At 71.8% G+C, this 26,707-nt stretch carries 21 protein-coding genes and 1 pseudogene; 7 read left to right on the top strand and 15 right to left on the bottom strand.

Features of this window, described 5'->3' with window-relative positions:
* Positions 1-71: 71 nt before the first annotated feature.
* From EOT10_RS12800 to EOT10_RS12765, 8 genes are all read right to left on the bottom strand, one after another.
* Positions 72-857 (bottom strand): DUF1684 domain-containing protein, encoded by a 786-nt coding sequence (locus EOT10_RS12800; protein WP_127828285.1) that lies wholly within the window; start codon positions 855-857, stop codon positions 72-74.
* The gene (locus EOT10_RS12795; RefSeq protein WP_127828284.1) at positions 854-2,185 is read right to left on the bottom strand and encodes an NtaA/DmoA family FMN-dependent monooxygenase; all 1,332 of its coding nucleotides are present in this window, start codon (positions 2,183-2,185) and stop codon (positions 854-856) included. Before EOT10_RS12795 ends, EOT10_RS12800 begins: the two co-directional genes overlap by 4 nt.
* Positions 2,182-3,264 (bottom strand): LLM class flavin-dependent oxidoreductase, encoded by a 1,083-nt coding sequence (locus EOT10_RS12790; RefSeq protein WP_127828283.1) that lies wholly within the window; start codon positions 3,262-3,264, stop codon positions 2,182-2,184. The genes EOT10_RS12795 and EOT10_RS12790 overlap by 4 nt, the downstream gene beginning before the upstream one ends.
* Before the next feature lie 69 nt (positions 3,265-3,333).
* On the bottom strand, positions 3,334-4,305 hold the full coding sequence (locus tag EOT10_RS12785; protein WP_127828282.1) for an ABC transporter substrate-binding protein: 972 nt from the start codon (positions 4,303-4,305) through the stop codon (positions 3,334-3,336).
* Between the two features lie 56 nt (positions 4,306-4,361).
* Positions 4,362-5,114 carry an amino acid ABC transporter ATP-binding protein gene (locus EOT10_RS12780; protein WP_127828596.1) on the bottom strand — a complete coding sequence of 251 codons (753 nt, stop codon included), beginning with the start codon at positions 5,112-5,114 and terminating at the stop codon, positions 4,362-4,364.
* Between the two features lie 8 nt (positions 5,115-5,122).
* Entirely contained in the window at positions 5,123-6,019 is an 897-nt protein-coding gene (locus EOT10_RS12775) for an amino acid ABC transporter permease (protein ID WP_127828281.1), read from the bottom strand.
* 47 nt (positions 6,020-6,066) lie between these two features.
* Positions 6,067-7,830: an FAD/NAD(P)-binding protein gene (locus EOT10_RS12770; RefSeq protein WP_127828280.1), complete on the bottom strand. Its 1,764-nt coding sequence runs from the start codon at positions 7,828-7,830 to the stop codon at positions 6,067-6,069.
* Complete coding sequence (locus EOT10_RS12765; RefSeq protein ID WP_127828279.1) at positions 7,827-8,696, bottom strand: amino acid ABC transporter permease; 870 nt, start codon at positions 8,694-8,696, stop codon at positions 7,827-7,829. The genes EOT10_RS12770 and EOT10_RS12765 overlap by 4 nt, the downstream gene beginning before the upstream one ends.
* Positions 8,697-9,194: 498 nt before the next feature.
* Here EOT10_RS12765 and EOT10_RS12760 point away from each other — a divergent pair, with 498 nt between their 5' ends.
* Positions 9,195-10,157: an ABC transporter substrate-binding protein gene (locus EOT10_RS12760; protein ID WP_127828278.1), complete on the top strand. Its 963-nt coding sequence runs from the start codon at positions 9,195-9,197 to the stop codon at positions 10,155-10,157.
* A 46-nt stretch (positions 10,158-10,203) separates the two neighbouring features.
* Here EOT10_RS12760 and EOT10_RS12755 read toward each other — a convergent pair whose 3' ends face one another.
* The gene (locus tag EOT10_RS12755) at positions 10,204-11,523 is read right to left on the bottom strand and encodes a DUF5685 family protein (RefSeq protein ID WP_127828277.1); all 1,320 of its coding nucleotides are present in this window, start codon (positions 11,521-11,523) and stop codon (positions 10,204-10,206) included.
* Positions 11,524-11,813: 290 nt separating this feature from the next.
* Here EOT10_RS12755 and EOT10_RS12750 point away from each other — a divergent pair, with 290 nt between their 5' ends.
* A complete protein-coding gene (locus EOT10_RS12750) occupies positions 11,814-12,266 on the top strand; it encodes a cell division protein SepF (RefSeq protein WP_127828276.1) in 453 nt (150 codons plus the stop codon).
* Between the two features lie 94 nt (positions 12,267-12,360).
* Here the strand turns inward: EOT10_RS12750 and EOT10_RS12745 are convergent, their stop codons facing one another.
* Positions 12,361-14,001: an MFS transporter gene (locus EOT10_RS12745; protein WP_127828275.1), complete on the bottom strand. Its 1,641-nt coding sequence runs from the start codon at positions 13,999-14,001 to the stop codon at positions 12,361-12,363.
* 260 nt (positions 14,002-14,261) lie between these two features.
* Here EOT10_RS12745 and EOT10_RS12740 point away from each other — a divergent pair, with 260 nt between their 5' ends.
* Both EOT10_RS12740 and EOT10_RS12735 read left to right on the top strand, forming a co-directional pair.
* The gene (locus EOT10_RS12740) at positions 14,262-15,419 is read left to right on the top strand and encodes a glycosyltransferase family 39 protein (protein WP_223280953.1); all 1,158 of its coding nucleotides are present in this window, start codon (positions 14,262-14,264) and stop codon (positions 15,417-15,419) included.
* A gap of 262 nt (positions 15,420-15,681) precedes the next feature.
* On the top strand, positions 15,682-16,695 hold the full coding sequence (locus EOT10_RS12735) for a phosphatase PAP2 family protein (RefSeq protein WP_127828274.1): 1,014 nt from the start codon (positions 15,682-15,684) through the stop codon (positions 16,693-16,695).
* A 114-nt stretch (positions 16,696-16,809) separates the two neighbouring features.
* Here the strand turns inward: EOT10_RS12735 and EOT10_RS12730 are convergent, their stop codons facing one another.
* Positions 16,810-17,025 (bottom strand): I78 family peptidase inhibitor, encoded by a 216-nt coding sequence (locus tag EOT10_RS12730; RefSeq protein WP_127828273.1) that lies wholly within the window; start codon positions 17,023-17,025, stop codon positions 16,810-16,812.
* A 421-nt stretch (positions 17,026-17,446) separates the two neighbouring features.
* Between EOT10_RS12730 and ctaD the strand changes: the two genes are divergently transcribed.
* Positions 17,447-19,165: an aa3-type cytochrome oxidase subunit I gene (ctaD, locus tag EOT10_RS12725; RefSeq protein ID WP_127828272.1), complete on the top strand. Its 1,719-nt coding sequence runs from the start codon at positions 17,447-17,449 to the stop codon at positions 19,163-19,165.
* Between the two features lie 22 nt (positions 19,166-19,187).
* Here the strand turns inward: ctaD and EOT10_RS12720 are convergent, their stop codons facing one another.
* From EOT10_RS12720 to EOT10_RS12705, 4 genes are all read right to left on the bottom strand, one after another.
* The gene (locus EOT10_RS12720; RefSeq protein ID WP_431313287.1) at positions 19,188-20,006 is read right to left on the bottom strand and encodes a hypothetical protein; all 819 of its coding nucleotides are present in this window, start codon (positions 20,004-20,006) and stop codon (positions 19,188-19,190) included.
* Positions 20,007-20,062: 56 nt separating this feature from the next.
* Positions 20,063-21,319, bottom strand: a complete 1,257-nt coding sequence (locus EOT10_RS12715) for a glycosyltransferase family 4 protein (RefSeq protein ID WP_127828271.1) — start codon at positions 21,317-21,319, stop codon at positions 20,063-20,065.
* Positions 21,320-21,482: 163 nt separating this feature from the next.
* Positions 21,483-22,775 (bottom strand): ABC transporter substrate-binding protein, encoded by a 1,293-nt coding sequence (locus EOT10_RS12710; protein ID WP_127828270.1) that lies wholly within the window; start codon positions 22,773-22,775, stop codon positions 21,483-21,485.
* Complete coding sequence (locus EOT10_RS12705) at positions 22,750-23,301, bottom strand: MTB12 C-terminal domain-containing protein (RefSeq protein ID WP_127828269.1); 552 nt, start codon at positions 23,299-23,301, stop codon at positions 22,750-22,752. The genes EOT10_RS12710 and EOT10_RS12705 overlap by 26 nt, the downstream gene beginning before the upstream one ends.
* A gap of 172 nt (positions 23,302-23,473) precedes the next feature.
* Here EOT10_RS12705 and EOT10_RS12700 point away from each other — a divergent pair, with 172 nt between their 5' ends.
* Together EOT10_RS12700 and EOT10_RS12695 are read left to right on the top strand one after the other, a co-directional pair.
* Positions 23,474-23,965, top strand: coding sequence for a hypothetical protein (locus EOT10_RS12700; protein WP_127828268.1), 492 nt, complete (start codon positions 23,474-23,476; stop codon positions 23,963-23,965).
* A 4-nt stretch (positions 23,966-23,969) separates the two neighbouring features.
* Positions 23,970-26,674: pseudogene (locus tag EOT10_RS12695) on the top strand (ABC transporter permease subunit).
* Positions 26,675-26,707 lie beyond the last annotated feature (33 nt).

The following is a 26,707-nucleotide window of genomic DNA, read 5'->3' as shown; positions in this document are numbered from 1 at the left end:
ATCTCCGAAGAACGCGACGCGCGCCCATGGAACGGTCCATGGGCGCGCGAAGGCACCGCGGCGCCGGCCGGTCAGGCGGTACGCAGGTTCCGCTCCCCCGCCGTGATCTCGGCCGTCAGCGTGTTGCCGGGCGGCGGGAAGGGGCAGATGAAGTGGTCGGCGAAGGCGCAGGGCGGCAGCACCGCGTAGTTGAAGTCCACGCGGGTACGGCCTTCGGCGTCGGGGGCGGCCGGCCGCAGGAAGCGGAACCGGTAGCTTCCGTCGCCGCTGGTGGCGTCGGCGAACACGGCCCACAGCGAGCCGTCCGCCTGCACGCCGACCTGGAGGGTGTGGTCCTGCCCGTCGAGTGTGAAGGCCAGTTCACCCCCGAGGCCGAGCCCGCGCTTCTTGCCGTCGGCGTTCTCGACGCGGACGGTGCGGCTCTCCTCGTACGGCGTGAAGCGGCCTTCGACGGCCCGGCCCGGGTCGTACGGGCCGGCCTCGATGCCGCGGAAGGCGCGCCGCGGCGCCGATCCCGGGTCGAAGTCGCGTACGGCCCACAGGCCCTCGCGGACGATGGCGACGAGGCGGCGCTCGCCGAGGCCGACCTGCGCGTCGGCCGTGAGCCGTATCTCGCCGGTGAGCTGCTGTCCCTCGCGGGTGAGCCCGTCCTCGGGGGCGGCGGTCAGGACGACGGAGTCGCCGTCGGCCCGCCACTGCCCGGGAATGGCCGGAAGTTTGCCTTCCGGATAGTCGTCGAGCCAGTGGGTGCCGGTGAGGGCGAGCGGCCCGTAGGGCTCGGACACGGACGCGGTCCGCTGTTCGTGCCACTGCCGCCAGGCGTCGGCTGCGTCGGCCGTTTCGGCTGCGTCGGTCATACGGTCAGGCCCTTCTCGGGTACGGGGTGTGCGGGTTCCTTCAGCCCCAGGTGGGAGCGCAGGGTCGTGCCGGTGTATTCCGTGCGGTACACGCCGCGCTCCTGGAGCACGGGCACCACCCGGTCGACGAACTCGTCGAGGCCGCCCGGCGTGAGGTGCGGTACGAGGATGAACCCGTCGGCCGCGCCGGTCCGCACGAACTCGTCGAGCTCGGCGGCGACCGCCTGCGGAGTGCCGATGAACGACTGACGTGTGGTGGTCTCGATGACGGTCTGCCGGATCGACAGGCCCTTGGCGCGCGACAGGGCCCGCCATTCCTCGGCGACCGCGAGCGGGTCGCCGCGCCGGGTGCGGCCCTGGGAGAGCCCGGAGTCGACGACGGGGTCGATGTCCGGCAGCGGCCCGTCGGGGTCGTACGCGGAGAGGTCGACGCCCCAGACCTGTTCCAGGGCGAGGAGCGCGTTCTGCGGTGACACCTGCTGACGCCGGATCTCCGCGGCCCGCTCCTGGGCCTCGGCGGCGGTGTCGCCGAGGACGACGGTGACGCCCGGCATGATCTTCAGGTCCTCGGGGGCGCGTCCGTACTTCGCGAGCCGGCCCTTCACGTCGGCGTAGAACGCGCGGCCCGCCGCCAGGGTGCCGTGCCGCGTGAAGATGACGTCGGCCGTCGACGCGGCGAACTCGCGGCCCTCCGGGGAGTCCCCGGCCTGGATGACGACGGGGTGCCCCTGCGGCGAGCGTGGCAGGGTGAACTCGCCCTGGATGTCGAAGTGTTGACCCGTGTGCGCGAAGGGCCGCGGCTGCCCGTCCGGCGTCCAGGAGTCCCACAGCTCCCGTGCCGTCGCGACGAACTCGGCGGCGCGCGTGTAGCGGTCGGCCCGGTCGAGGAAGCCGCCTCGGCGGAAGTTCTCGCCGGTGAACGCGTCCGACGAGGTGACGACGTTCCACGCGGCCCGGCCCCCGCTGAGGTGGTCGAGCGAGGCGAACCTGCGGGCGATCTCGTACGGCTCGTTGAACGTCGCGTTGACGGTCGCGGCGAGGCCGAGGCGCTCGGTGACGGCCGCGAGGGCGTTCAGGATGGTGAGGGACTCGGGCCGCCCGACGACGTCGAGGTCGTGGATGCGCCCCTTGTGCTCGCGCAGCCGCAGCCCCTCCGCGAGGAAGAAGAAGTCGAACAGGCCGCGTTCGGCGGTGCGGGCGAGGTGCTCGAACGACGCGAAGTCGATCTGGGAGCGGGACCGCGGATCGGCCCAGACGGTGGTGTTGTTGACGCCCGGGAAGTGGGCGGCGAGATGAACGTGTTTACGTGCCCTGGCAGTTGAGGTCATGACGGGTCCCCCGCGAGCGCGGCGTACTGGTTGGCGGGCCGGGCGAGCCCCAGGTGCTCCCTGAAGGTGCTGCCCGGATAGAACGTGCGGAACAGACCGCGGTGCTGGAGCAGCGGCACCGTGCCGTTGACGAGCCGCTCCAGGTCACGGCGCGGCTCGACGGGTGTGAGGTGGAAGCCGTCCACGGCGTGGGCGCGGTGCCACGCCGTGATGAGGTCGGCGAAGTCGACCGGGCCGCCCCGGTAGAGCGGCCCGAGGTCGCTCGGCAACGGCCCTCCGCCGCCGTGGCCGGGCTCGGCGGCGTGCTCCCCGCCGCCGAGGTCGACGCGCAGCGCGGCCAGGACGCGCAGGGTGTCCGGGTCGCGGCCGTACTCGGCGGCGCGCCGGCGCAGGCCCGCGCGGGCGGCGGCGGCCTGGGCCGGGCCCGCCGCGCCGACCAGGGCGACGTCGGCGTGGCGGGCGGCGACGTCGTACGCGTGGGGCTCGGTGGTGTCGACGACGGTCACGGGGTGGCCCTGGGGCGGGCGCGGCACGATGGAGGGGCCGCGCACGGAGAACGTGCTGCCCCGGAAATCGACGTGATGCAGCTTGTCGCGGTCGACGAAACGGCCGGTCGCCACGTCGCGGATCTCCGCGTCGTCCTCCCAGCTGTCCCACAACCGGGCGGCGACGTCGGCCACTTCACCGGCCTCGCGCCACAGATCCGCGGCGGGGGCGGCGTCCCTGCGGCCCAAGAGGCGGGCCTCCTCCTCGGTGGCGGACACCTCGGGCCGCCAGCCGGCGCGGCCCCGGCTCACCCAGTCGAGGGTGGCGACGGCGGCCTGCACATGGAAGGGCTCGGTGTGGGTGGTGGTGACGGTGGGCACGAGGCCGATGCGGCCGGTGGCGGGGGCGACCCGGGACAGCACGGCGAGCGCGTCGGGCCCCGGCCGGCCGAAGGAGTCGCCGAGGGTGACGAAGTCCAGGGCGCCGCGTTCCGCGAGGCGGGTGAGGGCGATGTACGGGTCGGCCTCGTAAGTGTCGGGTTGGTCGACGGCCGCCGCGAGATGCAGCAGGCCGCGGCCGGTTGGTGTGGTCATGGGCGGTCCTTGCGCGAAGAAGAGAGGCTGCGAAGAAGAGAGGGGGGAGGGAGAGAGGCAGGGAGCGGGCTACGGCTTGGGCAGGCCGGGCGGGTTGATCTCCGACTTGTCGACCGCCTCGGTCGACAGACCCCAGCGCTTCAGGACCCGCGCGTACGACCCGTCCTTGATCACGTGGTCGAGTGCGGCCGCGTACGCGTCGACGAGTCCGCTGCCCTTCTTCGTGGTGGCGGCGATCTTCCCCTGGATCTTGTCGCCCGCTCCGGAGAGCGTGCCGATGATCTGCGACTGGCCGGCGGTCGCCACGTGGTAGGCGGCGGACGGGCTCGGGCCGAGGTAGGCGTCGATGCGGCCGGACTGGAGGGCCAGGTAGTAGTCGGTGTCCTTCTGGAAGTACTTGATGGTGACCGGCTTCAGGCCCGCCTTCTCGTCCTGCTTGCTCCAGTCGACGAGGATCTTCTCCTGGTTGGTCCCGGAGGAGACGGCGATGGTTTTGCCCGCCACGTCCTTGGGCTCCTTGACCCGCCAGCTCGTTCCCTTCTTCGCCTCGAACGCGATGTTGTCGAGCCGGTAGGTCGCGAAGTCGTACTTCTCCTTGCGTTCCTCCGTGACCGTGACGTTCGAGAACACGGCATCGAACTTGCCGCTGTCGAGGCCGACGAACAGGTTCTCCCAGGACACCGGGGAGAAGTCGATCTTCAGGCCGAGTGTGTCGGCGACGAGGGTCGCGAGGTCGATCTCGGAGCCGATGCGGGTCTTGTCGTCGTTGGCGTAGAAGCCGAGTGGCGGCGAGGCGTCGGCGCTGCCGCCGAGCCGGAGCGTGCCGCGCTCACGGACCGCGGCAGGCAGCTTCGCCGCGATCGAGTCGACCTTCTTGCCGCGGATACGGTGCTGGTCGGGCCCGATGTTGATGCCGCCCACCTTCTCGGAACTCCCCTTGCCGGTGCCGGTCGTGGCATCGCTGTCACCCCCGCAGGCGCTGAGCATCGGGGCGGCGACGAGCGCGGCGACGGAGAGGGCGAGGGTGCGACGGGACAACATGGGTGAACTCCTTGGTGAGAAAGGTGAGTTGGTGGGTTGCGCAGAGGAAGTACGGCTCAGAGGACCTTGGAGAGGAACGCCTTGGTGCGCTCGTGCCGCGGGGCGTCGAGTACGTCGCCGGGGGCGCCCTGTTCGACGATGCGGCCCTCGTCCATGAAGACGACGGTGTCGGCGACCTCACGGGCGAAGCCGATCTCGTGCGTGACGACGATCATCGTGGTGCCCTGGAGCGCCAGGTCCTTGATGACGTCGAGGACCTCACCGACCAGCTCCGGGTCGAGCGCCGAGGTCGGCTCGTCGAAGAGCAGCAGCTTCGGCTCCAGGGCCAGGGCGCGGGCGATGGCGACGCGCTGCTGCTGTCCGCCGGAGAGCTGCTTCGGATAGGCGTCGGCCTTGTCGGCGAGCCCGACGCGGTCGAGCAGCCTGCGGGCGTTGTCGAGGGTCTCCTTGCGGGGGCGCCCGAGGGCGGAGAGCGGAGCCTCGGCGATGTTCTCCAGGACCGTGAGGTGCGGGAACAGGTTGAAGTTCTGGAAGACGAAGCCGATCTGGGTGCGCTGCTTGAGCACCTCGCGCTCGCGCAGCTCGTACAGCTTGTCTCCGGAGCTGCGGTAGCCGACGAGCGCGCCGTCCACGCTGATCCAGCCGCTGTCGACCTTCTCCAGGTGGTTGATGGTGCGCAGGAGCGTCGACTTGCCGGAACCCGAGGGGCCGAGGACGACGGTGACCTCGCCGGCCCGTACCTCCAGGTCGATGCCGCGCAGCACTTCCAGCGTGCCGAAGCTCTTGTGGACGGCTTTCACGTCCACCATGGGCGTGCTCATCGGGTGGTTCCCTTCGCGTAGTGACGTTCGACGTAGTGCTGGAGGACCGAGAGGGCGCTGGTCAGGAGCACGTACCAGACGGTGGCGACCATGAGGAGCGGGACGACGCGTCCGTTGCGGCCGTAGATGACCTGGACCTGGTAGAAGAGCTCGCCGATCGCCATGACGGAGACGATGGAGGTGCCCTTGAAGAGGGAGATCACCTCGTTGGCCGCGTTGGGCAGGATCGAGCGCATGGCCTGCGGCAGGACGATCCGGCGGATCTGCCGAAGGCGGGGAATGCCGAGCGCGGCCGCCGCCTCCAACTGGCCGCTGTCGACGGCCAGTACACCGCCGCGCACGATCTCCGCGGCGTACGCGGCCTGGTGCAGGGCGAGGCCCAGGACGGCCGCGCTCATCGCGCCGACGAGGCCCATCGTGTCGAAGGAGAAGAAGCCGGGTCCGAAGGGGATGCCGAACTGGAGCTTCTTGTAGAGGTAGGCCAGGTTGAACCAGAACAACAGCTGCACGATCAGCGGGATCGACCGGAACGCCCAGATGTAGCCGAAGGAGACGGCCCGCAGGAAGCGGCTGGCGGACAGGCGCATGAAGGCGAGGACGATGCCGAGCGCGAACCCGAGGGCCGTTCCGTAGAACGTCAGCTGGAGGGTGACCCACACCGCCTTGATGATCACGTCGGCGGTGAAGTAGTCGGCGAACACCCCCCATTCCCAGCCGGTGTTGGTGATGAAGCCGTGCGCGAACTGGGTGAGCAGGACGGCGGTCGCGGCGATGGCGGCCCACCGCCAGGGGTGGCGGACGGGCACCACCTTGAGCGCGCCGTAGTCCACGGCGGGCCGCGCGGGGGCGCCGGATGTCGTTTTGTCGATGGGTGGATCGCTGGTCAGGGACATAGGGGTTCCTCGAAGGAAGGGGAGAGGGAGGGAGAGAAGGGGTGCGCTCAGGCGGCCGTGGCGCGACAGGAGAGGTCGCGCAGGAGGGTGAGGACAGCGCGGGCGGTGGCGTCGTTCTGCCGGAACGAGGGGCTGTTGGTGCGCGGCCTCGTGAACGCCCCGGCGCCGCGGCCGTTGGTGTGCGGGCCGAGCGCGAAGCGGCGCGGGTGCGCGGTGCCGTCGCGGTGCAGGACGCGCCCGTCCTCGGGGTCGACCGCCAGGAGTCCGGCGGGGGTCGCCGCCGCCCCCTCCTCGTACAGCTCGCGCAGGAGCTGGTCGCGGGTGCGGGCGAGGGTGGGGTCCGGCAGGCGCGCCTCGACGAGGGCGCGGGCCTCGACGACGGCGCCGGGCAGGGTGGCGCTCGTGGCGCGGAAGACGCCGTCCTCCGCCGTGACCCGCAGGTCCGCGCCGGCGAACTTCACGACGCCGGCGCGGGAGAGCGCGAGCAGTTGCCGCAGCCGCGGTCCCGGCGGCCCGGAGGCGAGGTAGCTGAAGAAGCCGTGCCACCAGGACCCGATGTCGCCGAGCCGCACGACTTGCCCGTACACGGAGAGCAGGCCGAGGAAGACGGCCAGGTCGGGGCTGTGCGCGGGGTCGTGGCGGCGTTCGAGGTCGGCGGTGATGTAGGCGCGCAGCCCGTCCTGGAGTTCCGCGTGCGAGGTGTGGCGTACGCCGTCCAGCGGGTGGTCGAGGGCCGTGAGGTCGAGGCGGTCGGCCGGGTCGGGCACGGCGGAGGCCACCAGGGCCTGGAGTTCGGCGCTCAGCGGTGCGGCGGCCGCGTACTTCTCCTCGAAGTCGGTCCAGGCGACGGAGGTGCGCTCGGGGTGGGCGGTGAACAGGCGGTGGTAGTGGGCGAAGCCCAGCTCCTTGTCGATGAGGGGCCACACGTCGCGCCGGAAGTCGAAACCCCCTGGGCGGGCGAGGAGTTCGTCGACCTCGGCGGGGCCGAGGAAGCGAGGCAGGGGCGGGCGTTCGCCGGTCCAGTCATAGCCGATCTTGGAGTGGTAGGGGATGCCGCGCCGGGAGCCGACGTGCAGCACGGGCTCACGCCCCGACGGGATGTACGTGTCCCCCTCGTACCGTCCGCCGCGCCCCTCGGTGAGCAGCACCATCAGGTCGACGAAGGCGAGGCCGAAGCCGCGGACCAGGACGTCCTCGCCGGGCGCGAGTGCGGACAGGTCGCTGTCGGCGGTGAAGTCGGGCGGCAGGTGGACGAGCCCGTGCTCACGCGCGTAGGCGCTCAACTCCGCCTGTTCTTCGTCGAGTTCGGCGTCCAGGTGCCCCTGGGCGAGGATCACCGTGTCGGCGAGGAGGGGGCGGGGCCGGCCGTCGAGCCACACCTGCTGGCGGCCCTCGCGGGGTCCGCCGACGCGCAGGGCGCGGTGCGGGTGGTGGTGGACGGTGACGCCCGGCGGCAGAGCGGCGACCGCCCGTTCGTGGACCCAGCGCAGATAGGTGCCCTGGAGCCGCCGGTCGGCGAAGTGCCGCCCGTCGAGGTCCGCCCACTCGTGCAGGGCGGGCCCGGGGAGCACCGGCCCGTCGAGTTCGACCGTGTCGTCGGTGAACATCGTGACGTCCTGGGACTGCGAGTTCATCCACAGGAGCGGTGACTGGTCCTCGCGCCAGATGCGTCCGCCGCCGGGCGGGAACGGGTCGACGAGGTGGATGTCGAGTTCGAGGTCCGGGTACAGGCCGGGCGCGTTCGCGGCGATGCGCTCCAGGACGCCGGTCCCCCGCGGCCCGGCTCCCACGATCACCAGTGAGGGCCTCATCGCGTGCGCTCCGAACCGCGGGCGTAGTGCCGCTCGACGTAGAACTGGCCGACGCTCAGGAGAGAGGTGACGACGACGTACCAGACGGTGGCCACCAGGAGCAGCGGGATGACCTGGTAGGTGCGGTGGTACACGAGTTGGGCCGAGTACAGGAGGTCCTGGACGGCGATGACGCTGACGATGGAGGTGCCCTTGAGGGTGCCGATCAGCATGTTCCCGGCCGGCGGCAGGATGGAGCGCATGGCCTGCGGCAGGATGATCCGCCGCCAGCGCCTGATCCTGCCGAGTCCGAGGGCCTGCGCGGCCTCGATCTGCCCGCGGTCGACGGAGAGGATGCCGCCGCGCACGACCTCGGCGGCGTACGCGGCCTCGTGCAGGGTGAGTCCGATGACGGCGACGGTGACCGGCCCGAACAGGTCGACGGTCCGGACACCGAGGATGTGCGGGTACAGCGCCCCGATGTTGAACCAGAACAGCAGCTGCACCAGGATCGGCATCGACCTGAACAGCCAGACGTAGCCCCAACTGACCGTGCGCAGCACGGGGTTGGCGGACAGTCGCATGACGGCGAGCAGGGTGCCGAGGGCGAAGCCGAGCGCCATGACGAGGGCGGTCAGCCAGAGGGTGAGACCGAGTCCGCGCAGGATGGACGCCGACGTGAAGTAGTCGGCGACGACGTCCCATTGGAAGGCCTTGTTGCGGATCACCGAGTTGGCGGCGATCGCGAGGAGTGCGAGAACGACGGCTGCGGCGAGCCACTGGCCGGTGCGGGGCCGGCGGACGATGCGGGGCTGTGTCTCACCGGTGGTGGTGGCGGGTGGGCCGGCCGCGGAAGGCGCGGCCTTTGCGAGTGTGTTCGAAGACATGCGAAGGCTCCGTGGGCACTGGAATCCAGCACGGTCTTGCCTTCACACGGAACTTGCGGGCCGAGCCCCTCAGCAGCGGTCCCCGCACCGAGAGTAAGGGGCTCGACGCGCCCGCTGTCAAGGATGTCCACACTGTGAGCTGTACGTCTCAAGTGAGTTGACGCGGAAACGGATGCCTGTTCCACTTACCCCATGCATCCGCAGCAGTGGCTGGTCACGCGCTCCCACATCGACTTCGGTCGAGTGTGGTCCTCGTCCTGTTGATGCCCTTCTGACGCCCTTCCGCGCGCGTCTCCTCTCTTCTTTCTTCTCGCCTTCCTCGCGCTTTCGCGCGTTCCCGGTGCGCCCAAGTGCGCACCCTCGACCGCGCCTTCACACACGCGCCCTCGCGCACCCCTCCCCTCTCATCTCATCTTTTCGCTCCCTTTTTCATCACCCCTGCGTGCTCGTTGTCCTCGAAGGGGTGCTTGTCGTCTTCGAAGGGCAGACCTCCACGCCATGCGTACGACCCTGACCAACCACCGGCGCATCCCCGCCGCGTTCGCACTGATCACGGCGGCCACCCTGGCGCTGACCGGCTGCGGCTCCGGCGACCCCGGGGCCTCCGCGGGCGGCGCTCAGCCCGCGGGCAAGAGCGACAAGATCCCCACGACGGACGTCGTGAAGCAGGTCCACAAGGACGAGGCCGCCGCGAAGCTGCTGCCCGCCGGCGTACGGGCGAGCGGCAAGCTCACCGTCGGCAGCGCGATCGGCGGCACCCCGCCCGGCGCCTTCTATCTGGAGGACGGCAGAACCGCGGTCGGCCAGGACATCGACTTCGCCGACGCCGTCGCCAAGGTCCTCGGAGTGAAGCTGAAGCGGGAGGCCGCGAGCTTCGAGGCGATCCTGCCGGCGCTGGGCAGCGGCAAGTACGACCTGGGCACCGGCAACTTCGGCGTGACGGACGAGCGGCGCAAAACCATCGACTTCGTCACGTACATCAATGACGGCCAGGGCTTCGCGGTCCGCAAGGACAGCGACCTCAAGAAGGTCACGGACCTCAGGCAGCTGTGCGGCCTGAACGTGGCGACCGGCGCGGGCACCACCTTCGAGGCGACCCTGGAGGAGAACAAGCACCTGTGCACGGACGCCGGGAAGGCGGCCTACAGCGTGAAGACGTACGCCGACCAGAGCGCGATCTGGTCGTCCCTCCAGCAGGGCCGGTCCGACGTCGTGATGAGCACCATCAACGGACTGCGGTACGCCGTCGACCATCAGGAGGGACTGAAGTTCCTCAACGAGTTCCACCGGCTCGACGTGGGCTTCGCGTTCAAGAAGGGCACGAAGCTGGCGCCCGCGTTCCAGGCGGCGGTGAACAAGCTGATCGCCGACGGGACGTACGACCGGATCCTCAAGAAGTGGGGCACGAGCGAGTCCGCGATCGACAAGTCCCAGATCTCACCGCCCGAGATCAAGGACTGACGCCGCTCATCGACGCAGCGACGCAGCGACGCAGCGGCTCAACGGGTCAGCAGTCGCAGCAGGAGCAGCACTCGCAGCATTCACAAATGGAACACGCCTCGCAGCAGCTGCAGTCGGTCGAGCAGCACTCGCTGCACCAGCCCTCGCGCTTCTTACGGGACCAGGGGCCCTCGAACTCGTCGGCGCAGCAGACCTTGCAGGTGCAGCAGAGCCCGATGGCCGCCGCGCATCCCGCGAAGAAGCCGCGCTTGCCGGGCTTCGGCGGCTGGGGAGACGGCCCGCCGCCGAAGCCGCCGGGACCACCGGGACCGGCCGGTCCACCGGGACCGCCGGGGCCGGCCTGGCCACCGCCGTAAGGGTTCTGCGACCCGTACGGGCCCGCGGATCCATGCGGCGGGTAGGGGCCCGGTCCGGTGGGCACCCAGGGGCCGGACGCGCCGGGGCCCTGCTGGGGCGTGGAGGCCGACGGGGCGTGCGGGCCGTGCGAGCCCTCACCGTTGTGCGAGCAGGACGCCGTACCGAAGGCGCGGTCGACGGACCGGCGCAGTTCGTGGGCTAGCAGCAGATGCGCGAGCGTGCCGTCGGCGAAGTCGACCTCGCGCAGGGCGAGGCGGATCCCGCGCAGGGCGTCGTCGGCGAGGCGGCGCGCCTCGGTGAGGTCCGTGCCGGTCGCCGTGAGCGGGTTCCAGGCACCCGACGCGGCGTCAGCTTCCTTGTCCTCCACGGCGTCCAGGAGATGCGCGAGCCGTCCGAAGAGCCGTCCGGCCTCGGCGAGCGGCGCCGCGTTGCCGGGGCGCCCGGCGAGGACGGCGGTGTGCGCGAAGGCGGCGGCGGTCGCCGTCTCGGTGGGTTCGGTGACCGTGAGCACCGGGGTGCCGGGCCCTGCGAGCGCCTCGATCCCCGTCTGACGCTCGACGGCGTCGACGAGTACGGCCGTGTCGAACCCCACGTCAGATCCGGTGCGGGACCCGGCCTTTCCCCACTTCGCGGCCACCCGGCGGGCCGCGGCGGCCACCGGCCTGCGGGCCAGGATGCCGTCGCCGTCGGCGACGTGGTCGCGCACCTTCGCCGAGGCGAGGACCAGCGAGACGGCCGCGGCGAGCCGGGCGCCCTCGCCCTGCGCGACGGACGCGGTGCGCATCCCGCGCAGTGGGCAGGGCCCCGCCGTGCGCCGTCCCCCGGCGACGTGTTCGGTCTGAGCCTCCGTCAGAACCGAGATCAGCAAACCGTCATAGTTCGTGACAACCCGGGCGAACTGCCCGTGATCCCCGCGAAGTGCCAGGCAGAGCCCGCACAGATGCGCCATCCACTGGGCCTTGAGCCCGTCGCCGAGACGATGGCTGCAGGGCCGGACGATTCCGAACAAGACGACTCCCCCGAGGGTCCCGAAGACGTAAACTGCGGCATCGTATCCGGGTGTCCGTTCACCCGTACGCCCCGGTCGTCACCCATACGCCGCGAAGAATCATATTTCACTCACTGTCAGCAGCCGTACGGGGTACGACCCTTGGGGTGCACGGGACAGCGCCGTATTGACTCTGCACCAGTCGCGTCACGAAAACCCCGCGCGGCGACTATCCACTTGGCGCACCATCCGCATCATGGACGACCATAGGGACACGAAACGCGGAGGAACCGCTGCGAGAGGAGGCGTCCATGGGATCGGTGCGCAAGGCGAGTGCCTGGCTTGGCCTCGTCGACGACAACGATGACGAGCGTTACTACGACGGCTACGACGACGACAGGGTCGAGGGGTCCGAGCCCCAGACCGGCGCCGCCTGGGTCACGGACCCGCGCGTGAAGGTGGCGACCGAGGCAGCCGAGGAGGCGGGCCGCCGGATCGGCACGGTCACCCCGGACGGTTTCCGGGACGCCCGTGGCATCGGCGAGATGTTCCGGGAGGGCGTCCCCGTCATCATCAACCTCACGGCCATGGAGCCCGGCGACGCCAAGCGCGTCGTCGACTTCGCGGCCGGGCTCACGTTCGGGCTGCGGGGTTCCATCGAGCGCGTGGCGAACCGGGTGTTCCTGCTGAGCCCCGCCGACACCCAGGTGGTCAACGGCGAGGCGGCGAGCCGTCCGGTGGACGGGTTCTTCAACCAGAGCTGAGCGTCACGGGTGGGCAGGGCCCGGCCCCCGGCCGGGTCACCGCCCGCCGATTCGGGTCACCGCCCGCAGGTCGGGTCACCGCCCGCGGCGCCCGTCACGCGACGGTGGACTCCACCTCGACGACCCGGTCGGGACCGCGCTGGGGTCCGATCTTCGCCGTGTCGGCCGCGCCCACGGCGTCCGCCTCCGTGTCGGCGACGTCGCACTCCATGCGCCGGGGCAGCCGCAGTGCGGCGAGCGCGCCGAGCAGCAGGAGCCCGGCGCTGACGAACAGCGTCACGTGCAGTCCGTGGACGAAGGCGACCCGGGCGGCCCTGCGCAGCGCCTCCCCGGCGGTGCCGCCGAGCCGCGCCGCGACCTGGTACGCCTCACCGAGCGAGTTGCCCGCCTGGGCGCTCGCGGATCCGGGCACGCCCGCGACCTTGGCGATGCCGGGCGCGTAGGCGGCGTTCATGACCGAGCCGAGCAGGGCGATGCCCATGCCGGCGCCGAGCTGGTAGGAGGTCTCGCCGATGGCCGCGGCCCCGCCCGCGTCCTGCGCCGAGGCCTCGCTGAGCATCGACTCGTACGCGCCGAAGAGGGTGGTCTGCAGGCCGAAGCCGAGCAGGACGAAGCCGGAGATGAGCAGCGTCGGCCGGTCGTGCTGGCCCATCCGCGTGAGCATCAGCACCGCGGCCGCGGTGAGGACGAAGCCGGCCGACACCATGCGGCGCGGGCCGAGGCGGCGCAGCTGGGCCGAGCCGAGGATGCCGGCCGCCATGGCCGCGAAGGTGAGCGGCAGGAGCCGTACGCCCGTCTCCAGCGGGGTCAGGCCGAGGACGAGCTGGAGGTACTGGACGGCGATGAGTTCGAGGCCGACCAGGGCGAGCATGGCGAGGACGATGCAGCCGACCGCGGTGGAGAAGGCGGGCCTGGCGAACATCTTCATGTCGACGAGCGGGTGCTCACGGCGCCGCTGCCGTCGTACGAACACCATCAGCAGGGCGATGCCGACCAGCAGGGGCCCGACGGTGACCGGGTCGAGCAGGTCGCGGTGCACGCCGAAGCGCTTCACGCCGTAGACGACGCCGAGCATGCCGACGGCCGCCATGAGGGCGCCGACCACGTCCCACGGGCCGTCGGTGCGGCCCTTGGACTCGGGAAGTATGAGGCGGCCCAGGGGCAGCATGATCGCCATCAGCGGGATGTTGATCAGGAAGACCGAGCCCCACCAGAAGTGCTCGACCATGAAGCCGCCGAGCACCGGCCCTGTGGCGGCGCCGATCGCGGCGACCGCGGACCACACGCCGATCGCCACGGCCCGCTCCCGCCGGTCGGGGAAGACCGCCCGCAGGATCGACAGGGTCGCGGGCATGATCATCGCGCCGCCGACGCCGAGCAGCGCGCGGGCCAGTATCAGGACGTGCGGTGTCGAGGCGAACACGGCGAGCGCGGAGGCCGCGCCGAAGAGCCCGTAGCCGAGCAGCAGGACCCGTCTGCGCCCGACGCGGTCGCCGAGCGTGCCGAAGAGGATGAGAAGCGCCGCGCAGATCAGCGGGTAGGCGTCGACGATCCACAGCAGCTGGACCGCCGAGGGGCGCAGGTCCTGGGTGACGGCGGGGACGGCGACGTGCAGCACGGTCGCGTCGAGGGCGACGAGCAGCAGGCTGGTGCACAGGACGACGAGAACGACCCAGCGATTGGCCCCGGCCGTGCGAAGGCGGAAGGGCGCGGTGGCCGTGGTCGTTCCGGTCATGTGCGTACCTCCCAGTGGTCCTCGCGCTCGGCGGATCCGCGGGGTGGGGACTTCCCCGCGGTTGCGGCCGCAAGGAGCGGACTCCCGGGCCCACGCAACGAAAGGCGAGTGAGCCGCCAGAGTACGCGAGTCCTTCCCGGTCACACGTGGCGGACCTCTCATGCGAGCGGGCCCCGGGGTGTGGTGTACGCCACGCTCCCGTCCTTCGGCCACGCACCGGGGGTGAGGCCCGGTTGCGCGCACCGCTGATAATCGTCGCCGTGACCCAAGTCGACCTGCAAGACCCGCGGCCCGCCCGGTCCGGTGCGGCCGGTGCGCTGCGCCGCGCGGCTCCCGCACTCCTCGCGTACGGGGGGGTGCGGGCCCTGGGCCTGCTCGTCCTCGCCGGGTGGAGCGCGGCGCGGGGAAAGAGTCCGCACACGCTGCTGACCGCCCGCTGGGACTCGCTCTGGTACACCCGCGTCGCCGATTTCGGCTACGGCTGGGAGGTGCGCCTGCCGGACGGCACCGTCCACTCGAACCTCGCGTTCTTCCCGCTCCTCCCGTGGCTCGAGCGCCTGGTCTCGGCGGTGAGCCCGCTCTCGTACGCGGACGCGGGCCTGATGGTGAGCTGGCTCGCCTCGCTCTGCGCGGCCTGGGGGATCTTCCGGATCGCCGAGCTGCTGTACGGGCGGCGGGCCGGGGTCTGCGCGGTGGTGCTGTGGGCGGCGCTCCCGGTCGGGATCGTGCAGTCGATGGCGTACAGCGAGTCGTTGTTCACGGCCCTGGCGGCCTGGTCCCTGTACGCGGTCCTGACGGGACGGTGGGTGAGCGCGGGCCTTCTCGCCTCGCTCGCGGGCCTCACCCGGCCGGTGGGGGCGGCGGTGGTCGCCGCGCTCTGGGCGACGGCCGCGGTCCAGGTGGTCCGCGAGCGCCGGATCTCGTGGCGCATGGCTATCGGCGTGCTGCTCGCCCCGGTCGGCGCCGCCGCGTACGTGCTGTGGGTGGGGCACCGCACCGGTGACGGGCTCCTCGGCTATCTCGACGTGCAGGGCCAGTGGGGCAACGGCTTCGACGGCGGTCTCGCCTTCGCCCGCTTCGTCGGCGCCAAGCTCACCTCGTTCCCCTCGGCCCTGGCCGGCCTCGGCCTGATCGCCGGGGTCGCCCTGGTGATCTGGCTCTACGTGCTGTGCGTGCGGCGGGGCCAGCCGCTCGCGCTGCTCGTCTACTGCGGGATCGTCGTGGCGCTCGCCCTGTGCGCGTCGGGGTACTTCGGTTCGAAGCCGCGGCTGCTGCTGCCGGCCTTCCCGCTGCTGCTGCCGGTCGCGGTGGCGCTCGCCCGGCTGCGGACGGGCAGAGCGGCGGCGGTGCTCGGGGGCGTGGCGGCCGCCTCCGCGGTGTACGGGGCGTTCTGGCTGAACGGGTCGGGGCCTCCTTGATCGACTCGGCGGGGTCCGCGAAGGCCGTCCGATCGCCCGCGGCGACCGGACGGGGAATTCCACGGGAGCCGTCCGTGCACGAATTCGAGCAGGCCTAAAAACAATTACAAGAAACGATCAATAAAATTGAAGGCGGCACCCCGGTCAGATTGTTATATCCGCAGGGATAAACCCCTCGCTGAGATCAATCCCACATCACATCGTCATCACAAACCGAGTGATTCGGCCGGGTTCGGGACTCACTCGCTGTAGCGTCGATTGAGTGCGTACCGAACCAAACCTCACCCGTGTCGAGCGGGTCTTCGCCCGCCTCGACCGGGAGCCGGAACGGCCGGCCAACCTGAATGTCCCCAGGATGAGCAGGCACAGGGTCGTGCTCTTCGGCGCCACCCTGGCCTTCTACCTGGCGATCGTGGTGGCCGTGGTGACCACGTCCCGGCTGGTGGCCTTCGACTGGGAGGTCATGTTCTTCCGGCCGTACCAGCAGTGGCCCCAGATCCACGCGTTCCTCGACTACTGGGTCGTGCTCGGCCAGCGCGGACCGACCGCCGTCATGGTCATGGCGTGGCTCGGCTGGCGCTCCTGGCGTCAGCACACGCTGCGGCCGCTGCTCACGTTCGGCGCCGCGCTGCTGCTCCTGAACATCACCGTCGGCGCCGCCAAGCTCGGCATGGGCCGCCTCGGCCCCCACTACGCGACCACCATCGGCTCCAACGAGATGTGGGGAGGCGGCGATATATTTCCTTCGGGCCACACCGCCAACGCCGTGGTGACCTGGGGAATCCTCGCCTATCTGGCCTCGACGCCGCGCGCCAGGCGCTGGCTGTCGGCCGCCTCCGCCGTGATCTCGCTGAGCGTCGGTCTGACCACCGTCTACCTCGGTACGCACTGGCTCAGCGACGTCTTCCTCGGCTGGACCGCGGGGCTGCTCATCCTGCTCGCGCTGCCCTGGGTCGAGCCGCTGATCACCCTCGTCGAGGCGCGGATCTTCGCCGTGCGCGACCTGTGGCGCTCCCGCCGCACCGGCGCCGCCCCCGAGCCCGCCCCGGCCGGTGCCCCGGCGATGGTCAAGGGCCCGTCCGCGGCGGAGGAGCCCGCGACACGGGAACCCGTCGGCGCCGCACGCGTCGTACGGGCCCCCGGACTGCTCGCCCCCGGCCCGCACACCACGCGCTCGGAGCGCACCCCGGTCACCCCGGCCGGCAGCCGCAGGCCCCCGCACGCGGACCGGGTGCCGCGCGGCGCCACGTCGGCCCGCCCGGTCGCGGGCGGCTGACCGCCCGCATCGGCGCGGGGCCGGTACGCACAGCCTGACCCCGCGACACCGAAGGCCCCCGGCTCCGTCATGGAGCCGGGGGCCTTCGCGCCGCTCGTCGGCCTGTCGGCCCTGTCAGCCCTTCCAGCAGCGGGTCACGGTGCCGTCGGACACCTCGAAGTTCAGCCGGCCCACGCGGTACTCCATGGTGATGATCGCGCCCGGGGGCAGCGACCTGACCGTGGACCAGCCGCGCTCACGGGCCCGCCGCTCGGCGCCCGCCGCGTCGAGGCCGACGTAGGCGTCGAGGGTGTCCTGGGGTTCTGCGGGAGGGGTCGGAATGGGTGCCATGACCGCCACGTTAGGCGGCCGGGCCGCCGGACACCAGGGCCGGCCCGGCCGCGGCCCCACTGGTCACCGGTCCCTCTCCGGTCACGCTTCTGTCACAGGATCACGACACGCGTTTCACTCGAACTCCGTCACACGTACGAGCGATTCGATGCTCCTTCTGCGCATCCCCCGAGCGCGCCACGGCATAATTCCGCGGCTTCCCCGAAAGCCTCCCGATAACCTGCCCGGAAATACGGCCACGACCGCGTCCGGGCACCGCCCAATTCCGATTCCCGGACGCTCTTCACCAGTTGACGCCCCATCGGAATTGCGGATACGCGGCACAGAGCTCCCGTACGCCCCTGTCGGAGTCGGCGGGGACGCGAGCATCATGGCCTGTGCTCGAGGCAGGCCCGGGGCGCGAGAAGCGAGGGGGCAAGCGATGGGTACGACAGGTGTCGCGCCGGAGACGCCGGGGGTACGGCCGAAGCGGGCGAGGAAGCCGGGCGCGGTCGTCGTGGACTGGCTGACGACGACCGACCACAAACGGATCGGCCACCTCTACCTCATCACCTCGTTCCTGTTCTTCCTCGCCGGCGGCGTCATGGCGCTGCTGATGCGCGCCGAGCTCGCCCGGCCGGGCCTCCAGCTGCTGACCAACGAGGAGTACAACCAGCTCTTCACGCTGCACGGCACGATCATGCTGCTGCTCTTCGCGACGCCGACGTTCGCGGGCTTCGCCAACGAGATCATGCCGCTGCAGATCGGCGCCCCCGACGTGGCGTTCCCGCGGCTCAACATGTTCTCGTACTGGCTGTTCCTGTTCGGCGGCCTGATCGTGCTCGGCTCGCTGATGGTGCCGGGCGGGGCGGCGGACTTCGGCTGGTTCGCGTACGCGCCGCTCAACAGCCTGACGCGGTCGCCCGGTGTCGGCGCCGACATGTGGATCATGGGTCTCGCGCTCGCGGGCTTCGGCACGATCCTGGGCGCGGTGAACTTCCTGACGACGATCATCGGGATGCGCGCGCCCGGCATGACGATGTTCCGGATGCCGATCTTCACGTGGAACACGCTGTTCACGTCGATCCTCGTGCTGATGGCCTTCCCGGTGCTCGCCGCGGCGCTGCTCGTCCTGGAGGCGGACCGGCGCTTCGGGGCGGTGGTCTTCGAGGCCCAGTTCGGGGGCGCGCTGCTGTGGCAGCACCTCTTCTGGTTCTTCGGCCACCCGGAGGTCTACATCATCGCGCTGCCGTTCTTCGGTATCGTCTCCGAGATCCTCCCGGTCTTCAGCCGCAAGCCGATCTGGGGCTACACGATGCTGGTGGGCGCCACGATGGCGATCACCGGGCTCTCCGTCGTCGTGTGGGCGCACCACATGTTCGTGACGGGCGGGGTGCTGCTGCCGTTCTTCTCGTTCCTGACGTTCCTGATCGCGGTGCCCACGGGCGTGAAGTTCTTCAACTGGATCGGGACGATGATCAACGGGTCCCTGTCCTTCGAGACGCCGATGCTGTGGTCCATCGGCTTCCTGGTCACGTTCCTGTTCGGCGGTCTGACGGGCGTCATCCTCGCGGCGCCACCGCTGGACTTCCATGTGACGGACTCGTACTTCGTCGTCGCGCACTTCCACTACGTGGTGTTCGGCACGGTCGCCTTCGCGACGTTCGGCGGCTTCTACTTCTGGTGGCCCAAGTTCACCGGGAAGATGCTCGACGAACGCCTGGGCAAGATGCACTTCTGGACGCTGTTCGTCGGCTTCCACACCACGTTCCTGGTGCAGCACTGGCTCGGCGCCGAGGGCATGCCGAGGCGGTACGCGGACTATCTGGCGGCCGACGGCTTCACGGCGCTCAACACCGTGTCGTCCATCGGCTCGTTCCTGGTCGGCATCTCCACGCTGCCGTTCCTCTACAACGTCTGGAAGACGGCCAGGTACGGCGAGAAGGTCGGCATGGACGACCCGTGGGGCTACGGGCGTTCGCTCGAGTGGGCGACGGCGTGCCCGGCGCCGCGGCACAACTTCGTGACGCTGCCCCGGATCCGCTCCGAGTCCCCGGCCTTCGACCTGCACCATCCGGCGTTCGCGTCGTCCCAGCCGCTGAGCCGTCCCCTTCCGGTGCGCGGGACGGACGGTCCCGTGCTGCCCGGATCGCAGGAGTGAGCCCGGCGGCCCCGCGCGCGGGCTACCCGGCCGCCGCCGGCGTCACGAGGACCGCCAGGTCGTTGTCGCTCGTGTAGTACGGCTCCACCGCGATCCGGCCCCGCCCGGTGTCCAGGCGCGCGGTCGGATAGGTGAAGATCGGCTTCTTGTCGGCGATGTCGTCCAGGAGCCGGGCGACCCGCACCGCGAGCCCGTCCTCCCCCTCCGGCCGCACCCACAGGTCCCAGCGTCCCGCGTCCAGCTCCTCGTAGGCGACCCGGAACGTGAACTCGTCGCCGTGCGCGGTCAGTTCGGTGCGCAGGGCGGGGCCCGCGTCCGAGCGGGAACGTATCTCCGCGTGGGCCTTGGGTGTGATCGCGGTGCCGTAGACCCGGCCGCTGACGGTCATCTCACGGTCGGAGACGAGCAGTTCGCCCGCCTCGGCGTGCGGGGCGCGCAGCCAGCTGCGCACGCTGAGGTTGCCGTGCTTGGTGGCGTACGGGATGCGGACGGCGACGAAGCCGCGGGAGCCGCTGGGCACGCGGTCGAGGAGGGACCGCAGGTCGTTGAGGCCGGGGGTCAGGCGCCGCGGCTCCTCGCCGGCCACCTGCGCGAAGGCGTCCCAGCGGCCCTCGGGCAGCAGGACGCTGCTGGGCAGCGCCGCCCGCAGACTGCCGTCGCCCGCCGGGGTCAGCGGCAGCCGCACGTCCTCACCGGTGTCGCGGTGGGTGAGGACCAGGTGGGCGGGGTCGGGACCGCCGTGGTCGGTGACGTCGAAGGTGAGGCCGCCCGCGGAGTCCGCGATGCAGTCGGCGCGGGGCGCCGAGAGCCCGTCCTCCCCCATGGACGGCTCTGCCCCCATGGACGGCTCGGACGGCTCTGACGAGGCCGAGAAGTCTGCCGAAGCTGCCAGCGGCGTCATGCGGTGCGCCCCTTTCTCTGTCCCGTGAAGGCGGAACGTCCCGCGTCCCGCACGGCGTACGCGCCCCCGAGCAGCGCGCCGCGCGCCCGGTGCAGGAGGCCCCCGCCGTGGCGGGCCGTCAGCGAGCCGAACAGTGATTCGTAGCGCTCGGCGATGCGTGCCGGGTCGAAGCGCTCGGAGTCCTTGAGCGCTGCGCTCGCCATCCGGGCCCGCAGCGCGTCGTTGTTGATCAGTTCGAGGAGGCCGCCGGAGATCGCCTCGACGTTGCCCACCTCCACCAGGCGCCCGTCGACACCGTTGTCGATGATTTCGCCGGGGCCGTGCGGACAGTCCGTGGCGACCACCGGAAGGCCGCAGCGCATCGCCTCGACGATCGTCATGCCGAACGACTCCAGGCTGGAGGTGACGGCGGCGATGGAGCCCTTCGCCCACTCGGGCTCGATGGGATGGGCGGGGCCCATGAGGAACACGTGGTTGTAGAGGCCGAGTTCGTCGATCAGGGCGCGGAGCTTGTCCTTCTGCTTGCCGCTGCCGTAGATCCGCAGCCGCCAGTCGGGCCGCTCGGCACGGACCTGGTCGAAGGCTCTGACCAGCAGGTCGTAGCGCTTGACCGGGGCGAGCCTGCCCGCCGCGACGACCCACTTGCCCGAGCCGTCCGCCGGTTCGAGCCCAGGGGCGGGCACGGGGTTCGGCACGGCCTCGATCCGCACGCCGGGCAGCCGCATCTTCGCGCGGTACGCCCGGGCGTCGGCCTCCGTGGTCGTGGTGAGCGCGTCGAGCCGCGGGTAGACCGCGCGCAGCTGACGGCGCAGCGCGGGCGTATGGCTGTCGAGCGTGAGGTGTTCCTGACCGACGCGGATCGGGCCGCGCCGCGTCTGGCGTGCCAGGTGCACATTGAGGCCGGGGCGGGTTCCGACGACGACGTCGGCGTCGACGCTGCCCAGGTGCTCGGCGATCCGCCGGTCGGTGAGCGCGTTGTACTGGTCGTAGCGGCCCTCGGAGCGCGGGAACGCGGTGGCCGGCGTCCGGTACTCGGGGCTGTCGCCCTCGTACCCCGGGGCGCCCTTGCGGATGTCGACGAGGTGCCGGACCCGGACCCTCGGGTCGGGCCGGAAGACCGGCTGGTCACGGTGGCGCAGGACGGAGACCACCTCGACGTCGTGCTGCTCGGCCAGCGTGTTCGCGAGGTTGTACGTCGTCCGGATCGTCCCCCCGATTCCGTACGCGTTGTGAATCAGGAAAGAAATCTGCATGCGTCCCCGTATTCGACTGTTCCTCGCGGACAGTCCGGCTCGTCCGCCTACCGCAGGGTTAGACAGGGGTGCGGGGGCAGAGGTTGGGCGTCATCATCATCTTGTTCCAGAACAGATACGTGATTGAGAGGCGATTCCTGGAACCTTTTGACGTTTCCTGACATCAAGGCAGGTAGGAGAGCTGAGGGAGCACAAAACAGTTCGTGGTCATGTCACCCGCTTGAGTGACCCACCCCGTGCCGTCCCTCCAGCGCGCCACCGACAGACAGGTCCTGCGCGTCTTCGGGGGCTGCGGCAGCCGCTCGAAGGAGACGGGCAGCAGCAGCCCGCCGGCGGTGTACGGCCTGCCGCTGTTCATGAAGCCGTCCACGCACGCGCGCGTGATGCCGTCGCCCCGCGCCACGCAGGACTTCGCCGCGTCGGTGAACCACCTCGCGGCCGCCCAGCCCTCCAACTGCCACTGGGAATGCGTCTTCAGCCCCTTCGTCGCCTCGCGGAACGCGCGCACGGCGGGGTGGTTCACGTCCTCGTAGTTGCGGCTCGACCCGGTGGCCCACAGGGCGTTGCGGCAGTGGGGCGCGTCCTTGTAGTCGGCGGCCACCGTCGATGTCCAGTTCTGCACGTTGGTGACCTTCGCGACGACGTGCGCGCCGACCTCGTCCATCGCCTTGCACAGCTGCGCGTTGCCGTGGCTGTCGATCGCGTCGAAGACCAGGTCGACGTGCTGGTCCTTCAGATCGGCGGCCACGGCGCGGAAGTTGGGCAGCGCGAAGTCGACCTGCTCCGTGATCACCTTGTAGCCCTCGGTCTGCAGGCCGCGGGTCACGAGGCTCGCGTACGCGGCCGACGCCGACTGGTTGTACGAGACCACGGCGGCCGTCCGGGCGCCCTTCTCCCGCTTGAAGAAGCGGTAGACCTCGGTCCCGCCGTACAGCTTTCCGCCCCAGCCCGGTGTCCCGTCGCGCGGCGCGAGGCTGCCGTAGATCCCGTACAGGTGCGGGTACGTGTCGTAGGCGGCGCCGACCGGCTGGCCGCCGATGTCGGGCACGCGCGCGTGGGACACGTGCGACGCACCCGCGTACTCCAGGGACGTCGTCGCGACGAGGGCGACCACCTTCTGTTCGTCGACGAGCTTGCGGACGCACTCGTTGTTGCCCACACCGCTGCCGCCGTCGTCGCAGGTGTGCACCTCGACGGGGCGGCCGCCGATGCCGCCGTGCGCGTCCAGGTCGCGGAACCAGGCCTGGGCGCCGTCGCGGGGGCCGGTGAAGGCGGCGCCGCCGACCGGGCTCGTGGCGCTCGTGATGACGCCGACCCGGACCGGCTCGCGCGGTGCGCCCGTGCTGTGCCCGCCCTGCTCGAAGTCGCGCTCCGGGAGCCGGCTGCCGCAGGCCGCGCTCAGCACGAGCAGCAGCCCGGCGGCGACGGCCTCAGCAGCCCGGGACCTGCGACGCATTCGAGTTCAGCTGCACCAGGGCGCAGAGGGTCTTCATGGACACCTTCCATGTACCGCCCTGCTCGACCGAGGTCCCGGCGGCACCGGGCAGCACGGCCGAACCGTTCAGGCTGAGCGTGTAGGTGACGTCCGCGCCGGTCGGCGAGGTGAACACGATCTTGTCGACCTTCGCCGACACCCCCTGGCCCCGCTTGTCGCCGTTGAAGCCCTCCAGGAGCGGCCGCAGCCGCGAGCCGTTCTCCAGCAGGGCCAGTTTGTCCTTGACCGGGGTGGACGGGTCGAAGAAGGCGACCCAGTGCTCCGTGATCTCCTTCTTGGCCGCCGCGGGGTCGGCGGGGGCCGTGGCGTTGGACTGCGTGGGCGTGGGCGTGGGTGTCGCCTTCCCAACGCCCCCGCCGCCCCCGCCACAGGCCGCGGCGGCGGGTACGAGGAAGAGGACCGCGACGGCCGCGAGAGCCGCGCCCTTCCTGCGGGTGCCGTCCCGCCTTCGGGTGCCGTCCCGCCTTCGAATGCTCCCGAGAACCATCTGGCTCACCACCGGGTGTCGGACCGGGCAAGGTGCGCCCGGTGCTTTCAGGGTCAGCTTCCGGGCGGCACAGTGCAAGCGGTCCGATGCCGTGGAAAGGTGTCGGAACAGGGGGTGTCCGGCCGTGATCCGCCGGACACCGGCCAAGGACCGCACGACGTGGAGGCCCCCGATGCGGACCGCTCGCCCGCGTACCGTGCACCCCGTGCTGTGGGCGGGGCTCGCCGCCCTGGCGGCCGGGGCGGTGCTCTGCGTCATCGGCTGGTACGGGGTGTCGGGCGAGCGCTTCGCCGCGCGCCAGCTGCCCTATCTCGCGTCGTGCACGGTGCCCGGGGCCGCGCTGATCGTCGCGGGCGCGGTGCTGCTCACGTACGGCAGGGGCGCGTCGGCCGCCGCCCGGATGGAGGAGCTGTACGCGCTCCTGGTGTCCGTCGCCCCCGACGACGCCGCGGAACGCGGCGACGAGAGCGCCCACGAGCGGCTCGCGACCAGCGGCACGCTCCTCATGGTCCCGGGCGGAACGCTGTGGCACCGCGCGGACTGTCCGCTCGTCGCGGGGAAGCCGGAGGCCGTGCCCGCCGACCTGGAGGCCGCGGCCCGCGGTGACCTGAGCCCCTGTCCCGTCTGCGCGCCGCCCGCCGTCGGCGCCGAGCGGGCCGAGTGAGCCCGTGGCGTCGCTGACCTACGACCTCACCCTGGCCGGCCTGTCGGTCGGCGCCGCCGCCGCTCTCACGGCATCGGCCTGATCGTCACCTACCGGGCGACCGGGGTCCTGAACTTCGCGCACGGCGCCGTCGCCATGGTGTGCGCGTATCTGCTGCGCCAGTGCGTGACCGTGTGGGGGTGGCCGCTGTGGCTGGGGGCGCTGGTGACGCTCGGCCTTGTCGCGCCGGGGATCGGACTCGCCCTGGAGCGGTTCGTCTTCCGCCCGCCGGCGGTCGTCGGCGGTGATCCGGCGCGCACCCTTGTGGCGTCGATCGGCGTGTTCGTGCTGCTGGTGGGCGGCGCGGCCCTGGTGTGGGGTACAGGTGCCCGGGCGGATGCCCCGACGCTCGTGCCGGGCGACCCGTGGGGCCAGCTCGCCTCGGTCGCGGCGCTGGCCGTCGCCGTGTGGGCGGTGACGCGCTGGACCCGCCTCGGCGACGAGCTGCGGGCTGTCGTCGACGACCGCCGCCTGGCCGTCCTCACCGGCATCGACGCGGACCGGGTCGCCGCCGCGGGCTGGGCGTTCGGCACGTTCACCGCGGGCCTGACGGGTGTACTCCTCGCCCCGTACGTGCGCCTCGACCCGTACGGTCTGCCCCTCCTCGTGATGGAGGTGGTGGCCGTGGCCGTCGCCGCGCGGATGCGGAGTCTGCCGGTGGCCGTCGCCGTGGCGCTCGCCGTCGGGGTCGCCCAGAGCCAGCTGACCCGCCTGCACCCTTCGGGATGGACCGCGCCCCTCCTCCAGGCCGTGGGCGCCAACCTGTTCGTGGTGGCGCTCCTCGTCGCGGCCCTCGTCATGCCGGGCATCGGGGGCAGGACCGGGCTGCCGCGCACCGTCACCGCGCCGGTGCCCGCGCCGCCGGGCGCCTGGCTGGTGGCCGTCGTCCTCTTCCTGCTCCCGCTCGGTCTCGCGGGCTCCGACCTCCATACGGCGGTGCAGGTGCCCGCGCTCGGGGTCATCCTGCTGTCGCTCGTCGTGGTCACCGGCAGGGGCGGCCAGATCTCCCTGGGACAGGCCGCGTACGCGGGACTCGGCGCCCTCTTCACGGCGCTGCTCGCCGCCGGGCGCTTCCCCGTGCTGCCGCGGCTTCCCCTGCTCGCCGCGCTCGTCGTGGCCGTCCTGCTGGTCGCGCCCCTCGGCGTCCTGACGGGCCGGCCCGCGATCAGCCGGCACGGGCTCGCTCTCGCGCTCGCCACGTTCGCGGTGGGCGTCGGCGTCAGCCGCTTCGTGTTCGACCAGCCGTACGCGACGTCCGGCCTCACCATCGGCCGCCCGGCGGGCTTCGAGGGCGACCATGCGTTCTACGCCCTCGAACTCGTGCTGCTCACCGGCGCCCTGCTGGCCGTCGCCGCGCTGCGCCGGGGGCGTACGGGACGTGCGCTGGCCGCGCTGCGGGACGACGAGGCGGGCGCGGCCGCCGCCGGGGTGCCGGTACCCGCGATGAAACTCGGCGCGTTCGTCACCGGTGCGGCACTCGCCGCGCTCGGCGGCGGATTGCTCGCCACGGGGGTACGGGCCTTCGACGCGTCCGCGTTCGACCCCGTGCGGAGCCTGTTGTGGTTCGCCGCGGTCGTCGTGCTCGGCGCGGACAGTCCCCTCGGCGCGCTCGCCGGGGCGGCGCTCCTGGTGGGCCTGGACGCGGGCACCAAGGGCGGTGTCGCCGCGGCCCTCATCGGCGTACTCGCGGTCCTCGTCGGCCGTTTCCCGGCGGGCCCTTACGAGGCCCTGCGGGCGGCCGTCGCCCGGATGCGGCGCCCGAGAAGAGTGACGCTGACGCCTCGGGGGGCGGCGCTTCGGGCGGTGTTGGGGGGTGGGGCGGGGGCGAGTGAGCTCCGTACGGAGACGACGCGTACGAAGACGACGCCTACGAAGACGCCGCGTACGGACACTGCTGTCGGCACGCGAGCACCCGGGGCCGCGGCCGGCCCCGTACCCGCACTCGGCCCCGTACCCGCACCCGGCCCCGCACCCGCACCCGCAGAAGGCTCCGGTGTCCTGGAAGCCCGGCATCTCACCGTCACCTACGGCGGGTACGCCGCGCTGAGTGATGTCAGTCTCCGTGCGGAGCCCGGGAGCGTGACCGCCGTCGTGGGGCCCAACGGGGCGGGCAAGAGCACCCTGTTCCACTGTCTGGCCGGGACGCTGCGGCCCGGTGCGGGGCGCGTCGTGTTCGGGGGGCGGGACATCACGCGGCTGCCGGCGCACGCCCGCGCCCGGCTCGGTGTGGCCATGACCTTCCAGCAGCTGGCCGTCTTCCCCTCGCTGACGGTCGGCGACAACGTCCGCGTCGGGGCCGAACAGGGCCGGGTCCGCGACGCGAGCGCCACCGCGCGCGTCCTCGCCCTGCTCGGGCTCGGCGGCTCAGGGCCCACCACGGACCTGCCCACCGGAACACTGCGCCGGGTCGAACTGGGCCGCGCCCTCGCCGGCGCCCCCCGCGTCCTCCTGCTCGACGAACCCGCGGCGGGGCTCGACGCCGCCGAAGTGGCCGCGCTCGCCCGGGTCCTGCGGGCCCTCGCGGCGGACGGCACGGCGCTGCTCGTCGTCGAGCACGACCTGGACCTGGTCGCGGGGCTCGCCGACACGGTGCACGTGATGGCGGCGGGGCGGATCGTCTCCTCGGGTCCGGCGGGCGAGGTCCTCGGCGGCGCGGCGGCACGGACGTGACCGGCACGGGCGGGTCTGGCACGGGCGGGGGCG

Source organism: Streptomyces antnestii, from assembly GCF_004005495.1.
In the GTDB taxonomy this organism is placed as follows: domain Bacteria; phylum Actinomycetota; class Actinomycetes; order Streptomycetales; family Streptomycetaceae; genus Streptomyces; species Streptomyces antnestii.
The sequence above is the reverse complement of the archived record's forward strand: the minus strand, read 5'-3'. Positions and strand labels throughout refer to the sequence as shown.

Excerpts from the sequence above, each read along its gene's own strand:
- EOT10_RS12800 (WP_127828285.1), bottom strand. The coding sequence starts at position 857 with ATGACCGACGCAGCCGAAACGGCCGACGCAGCCGACGCCTGGCGGCAG.
- EOT10_RS12795 (WP_127828284.1), bottom strand. The coding sequence starts at position 2,185 with ATGACCTCAACTGCCAGGGCACGTAAACACGTTCATCTCGCCGCCCAC.
- EOT10_RS12790 (WP_127828283.1), bottom strand. The coding sequence starts at position 3,264 with ATGACCACACCAACCGGCCGCGGCCTGCTGCATCTCGCGGCGGCCGTC.
- EOT10_RS12785 (WP_127828282.1), bottom strand. The coding sequence starts at position 4,305 with ATGTTGTCCCGTCGCACCCTCGCCCTCTCCGTCGCCGCGCTCGTCGCC.
- EOT10_RS12780 (WP_127828596.1), bottom strand. The coding sequence starts at position 5,114 with ATGGTGGACGTGAAAGCCGTCCACAAGAGCTTCGGCACGCTGGAAGTG.
- EOT10_RS12775 (WP_127828281.1), bottom strand. The coding sequence starts at position 6,019 with ATGTCCCTGACCAGCGATCCACCCATCGACAAAACGACATCCGGCGCC.
- EOT10_RS12770 (WP_127828280.1), bottom strand. The coding sequence starts at position 7,830 with ATGAGGCCCTCACTGGTGATCGTGGGAGCCGGGCCGCGGGGGACCGGC.
- EOT10_RS12765 (WP_127828279.1), bottom strand. The coding sequence starts at position 8,696 with ATGTCTTCGAACACACTCGCAAAGGCCGCGCCTTCCGCGGCCGGCCCA.
- EOT10_RS12760 (WP_127828278.1), top strand. The coding sequence starts at position 9,195 with ATGCGTACGACCCTGACCAACCACCGGCGCATCCCCGCCGCGTTCGCA.
- EOT10_RS12750 (WP_127828276.1), top strand. The coding sequence starts at position 11,814 with ATGGGATCGGTGCGCAAGGCGAGTGCCTGGCTTGGCCTCGTCGACGAC.
- EOT10_RS12745 (WP_127828275.1), bottom strand. The coding sequence starts at position 14,001 with ATGACCGGAACGACCACGGCCACCGCGCCCTTCCGCCTTCGCACGGCC.
- EOT10_RS12730 (WP_127828273.1), bottom strand. The coding sequence starts at position 17,025 with ATGGCACCCATTCCGACCCCTCCCGCAGAACCCCAGGACACCCTCGAC.
- ctaD (WP_127828272.1), top strand. The coding sequence starts at position 17,447 with ATGGGTACGACAGGTGTCGCGCCGGAGACGCCGGGGGTACGGCCGAAG.
- EOT10_RS12720 (WP_431313287.1), bottom strand. The coding sequence starts at position 20,006 with ATGGGGGCAGAGCCGTCCATGGGGGAGGACGGGCTCTCGGCGCCCCGC.
- EOT10_RS12715 (WP_127828271.1), bottom strand. The coding sequence starts at position 21,319 with ATGCAGATTTCTTTCCTGATTCACAACGCGTACGGAATCGGGGGGACG.
- EOT10_RS12710 (WP_127828270.1), bottom strand. The coding sequence starts at position 22,775 with ATGCGTCGCAGGTCCCGGGCTGCTGAGGCCGTCGCCGCCGGGCTGCTG.
- EOT10_RS12705 (WP_127828269.1), bottom strand. The coding sequence starts at position 23,301 with ATGGTTCTCGGGAGCATTCGAAGGCGGGACGGCACCCGAAGGCGGGAC.
- EOT10_RS12700 (WP_127828268.1), top strand. The coding sequence starts at position 23,474 with ATGCGGACCGCTCGCCCGCGTACCGTGCACCCCGTGCTGTGGGCGGGG.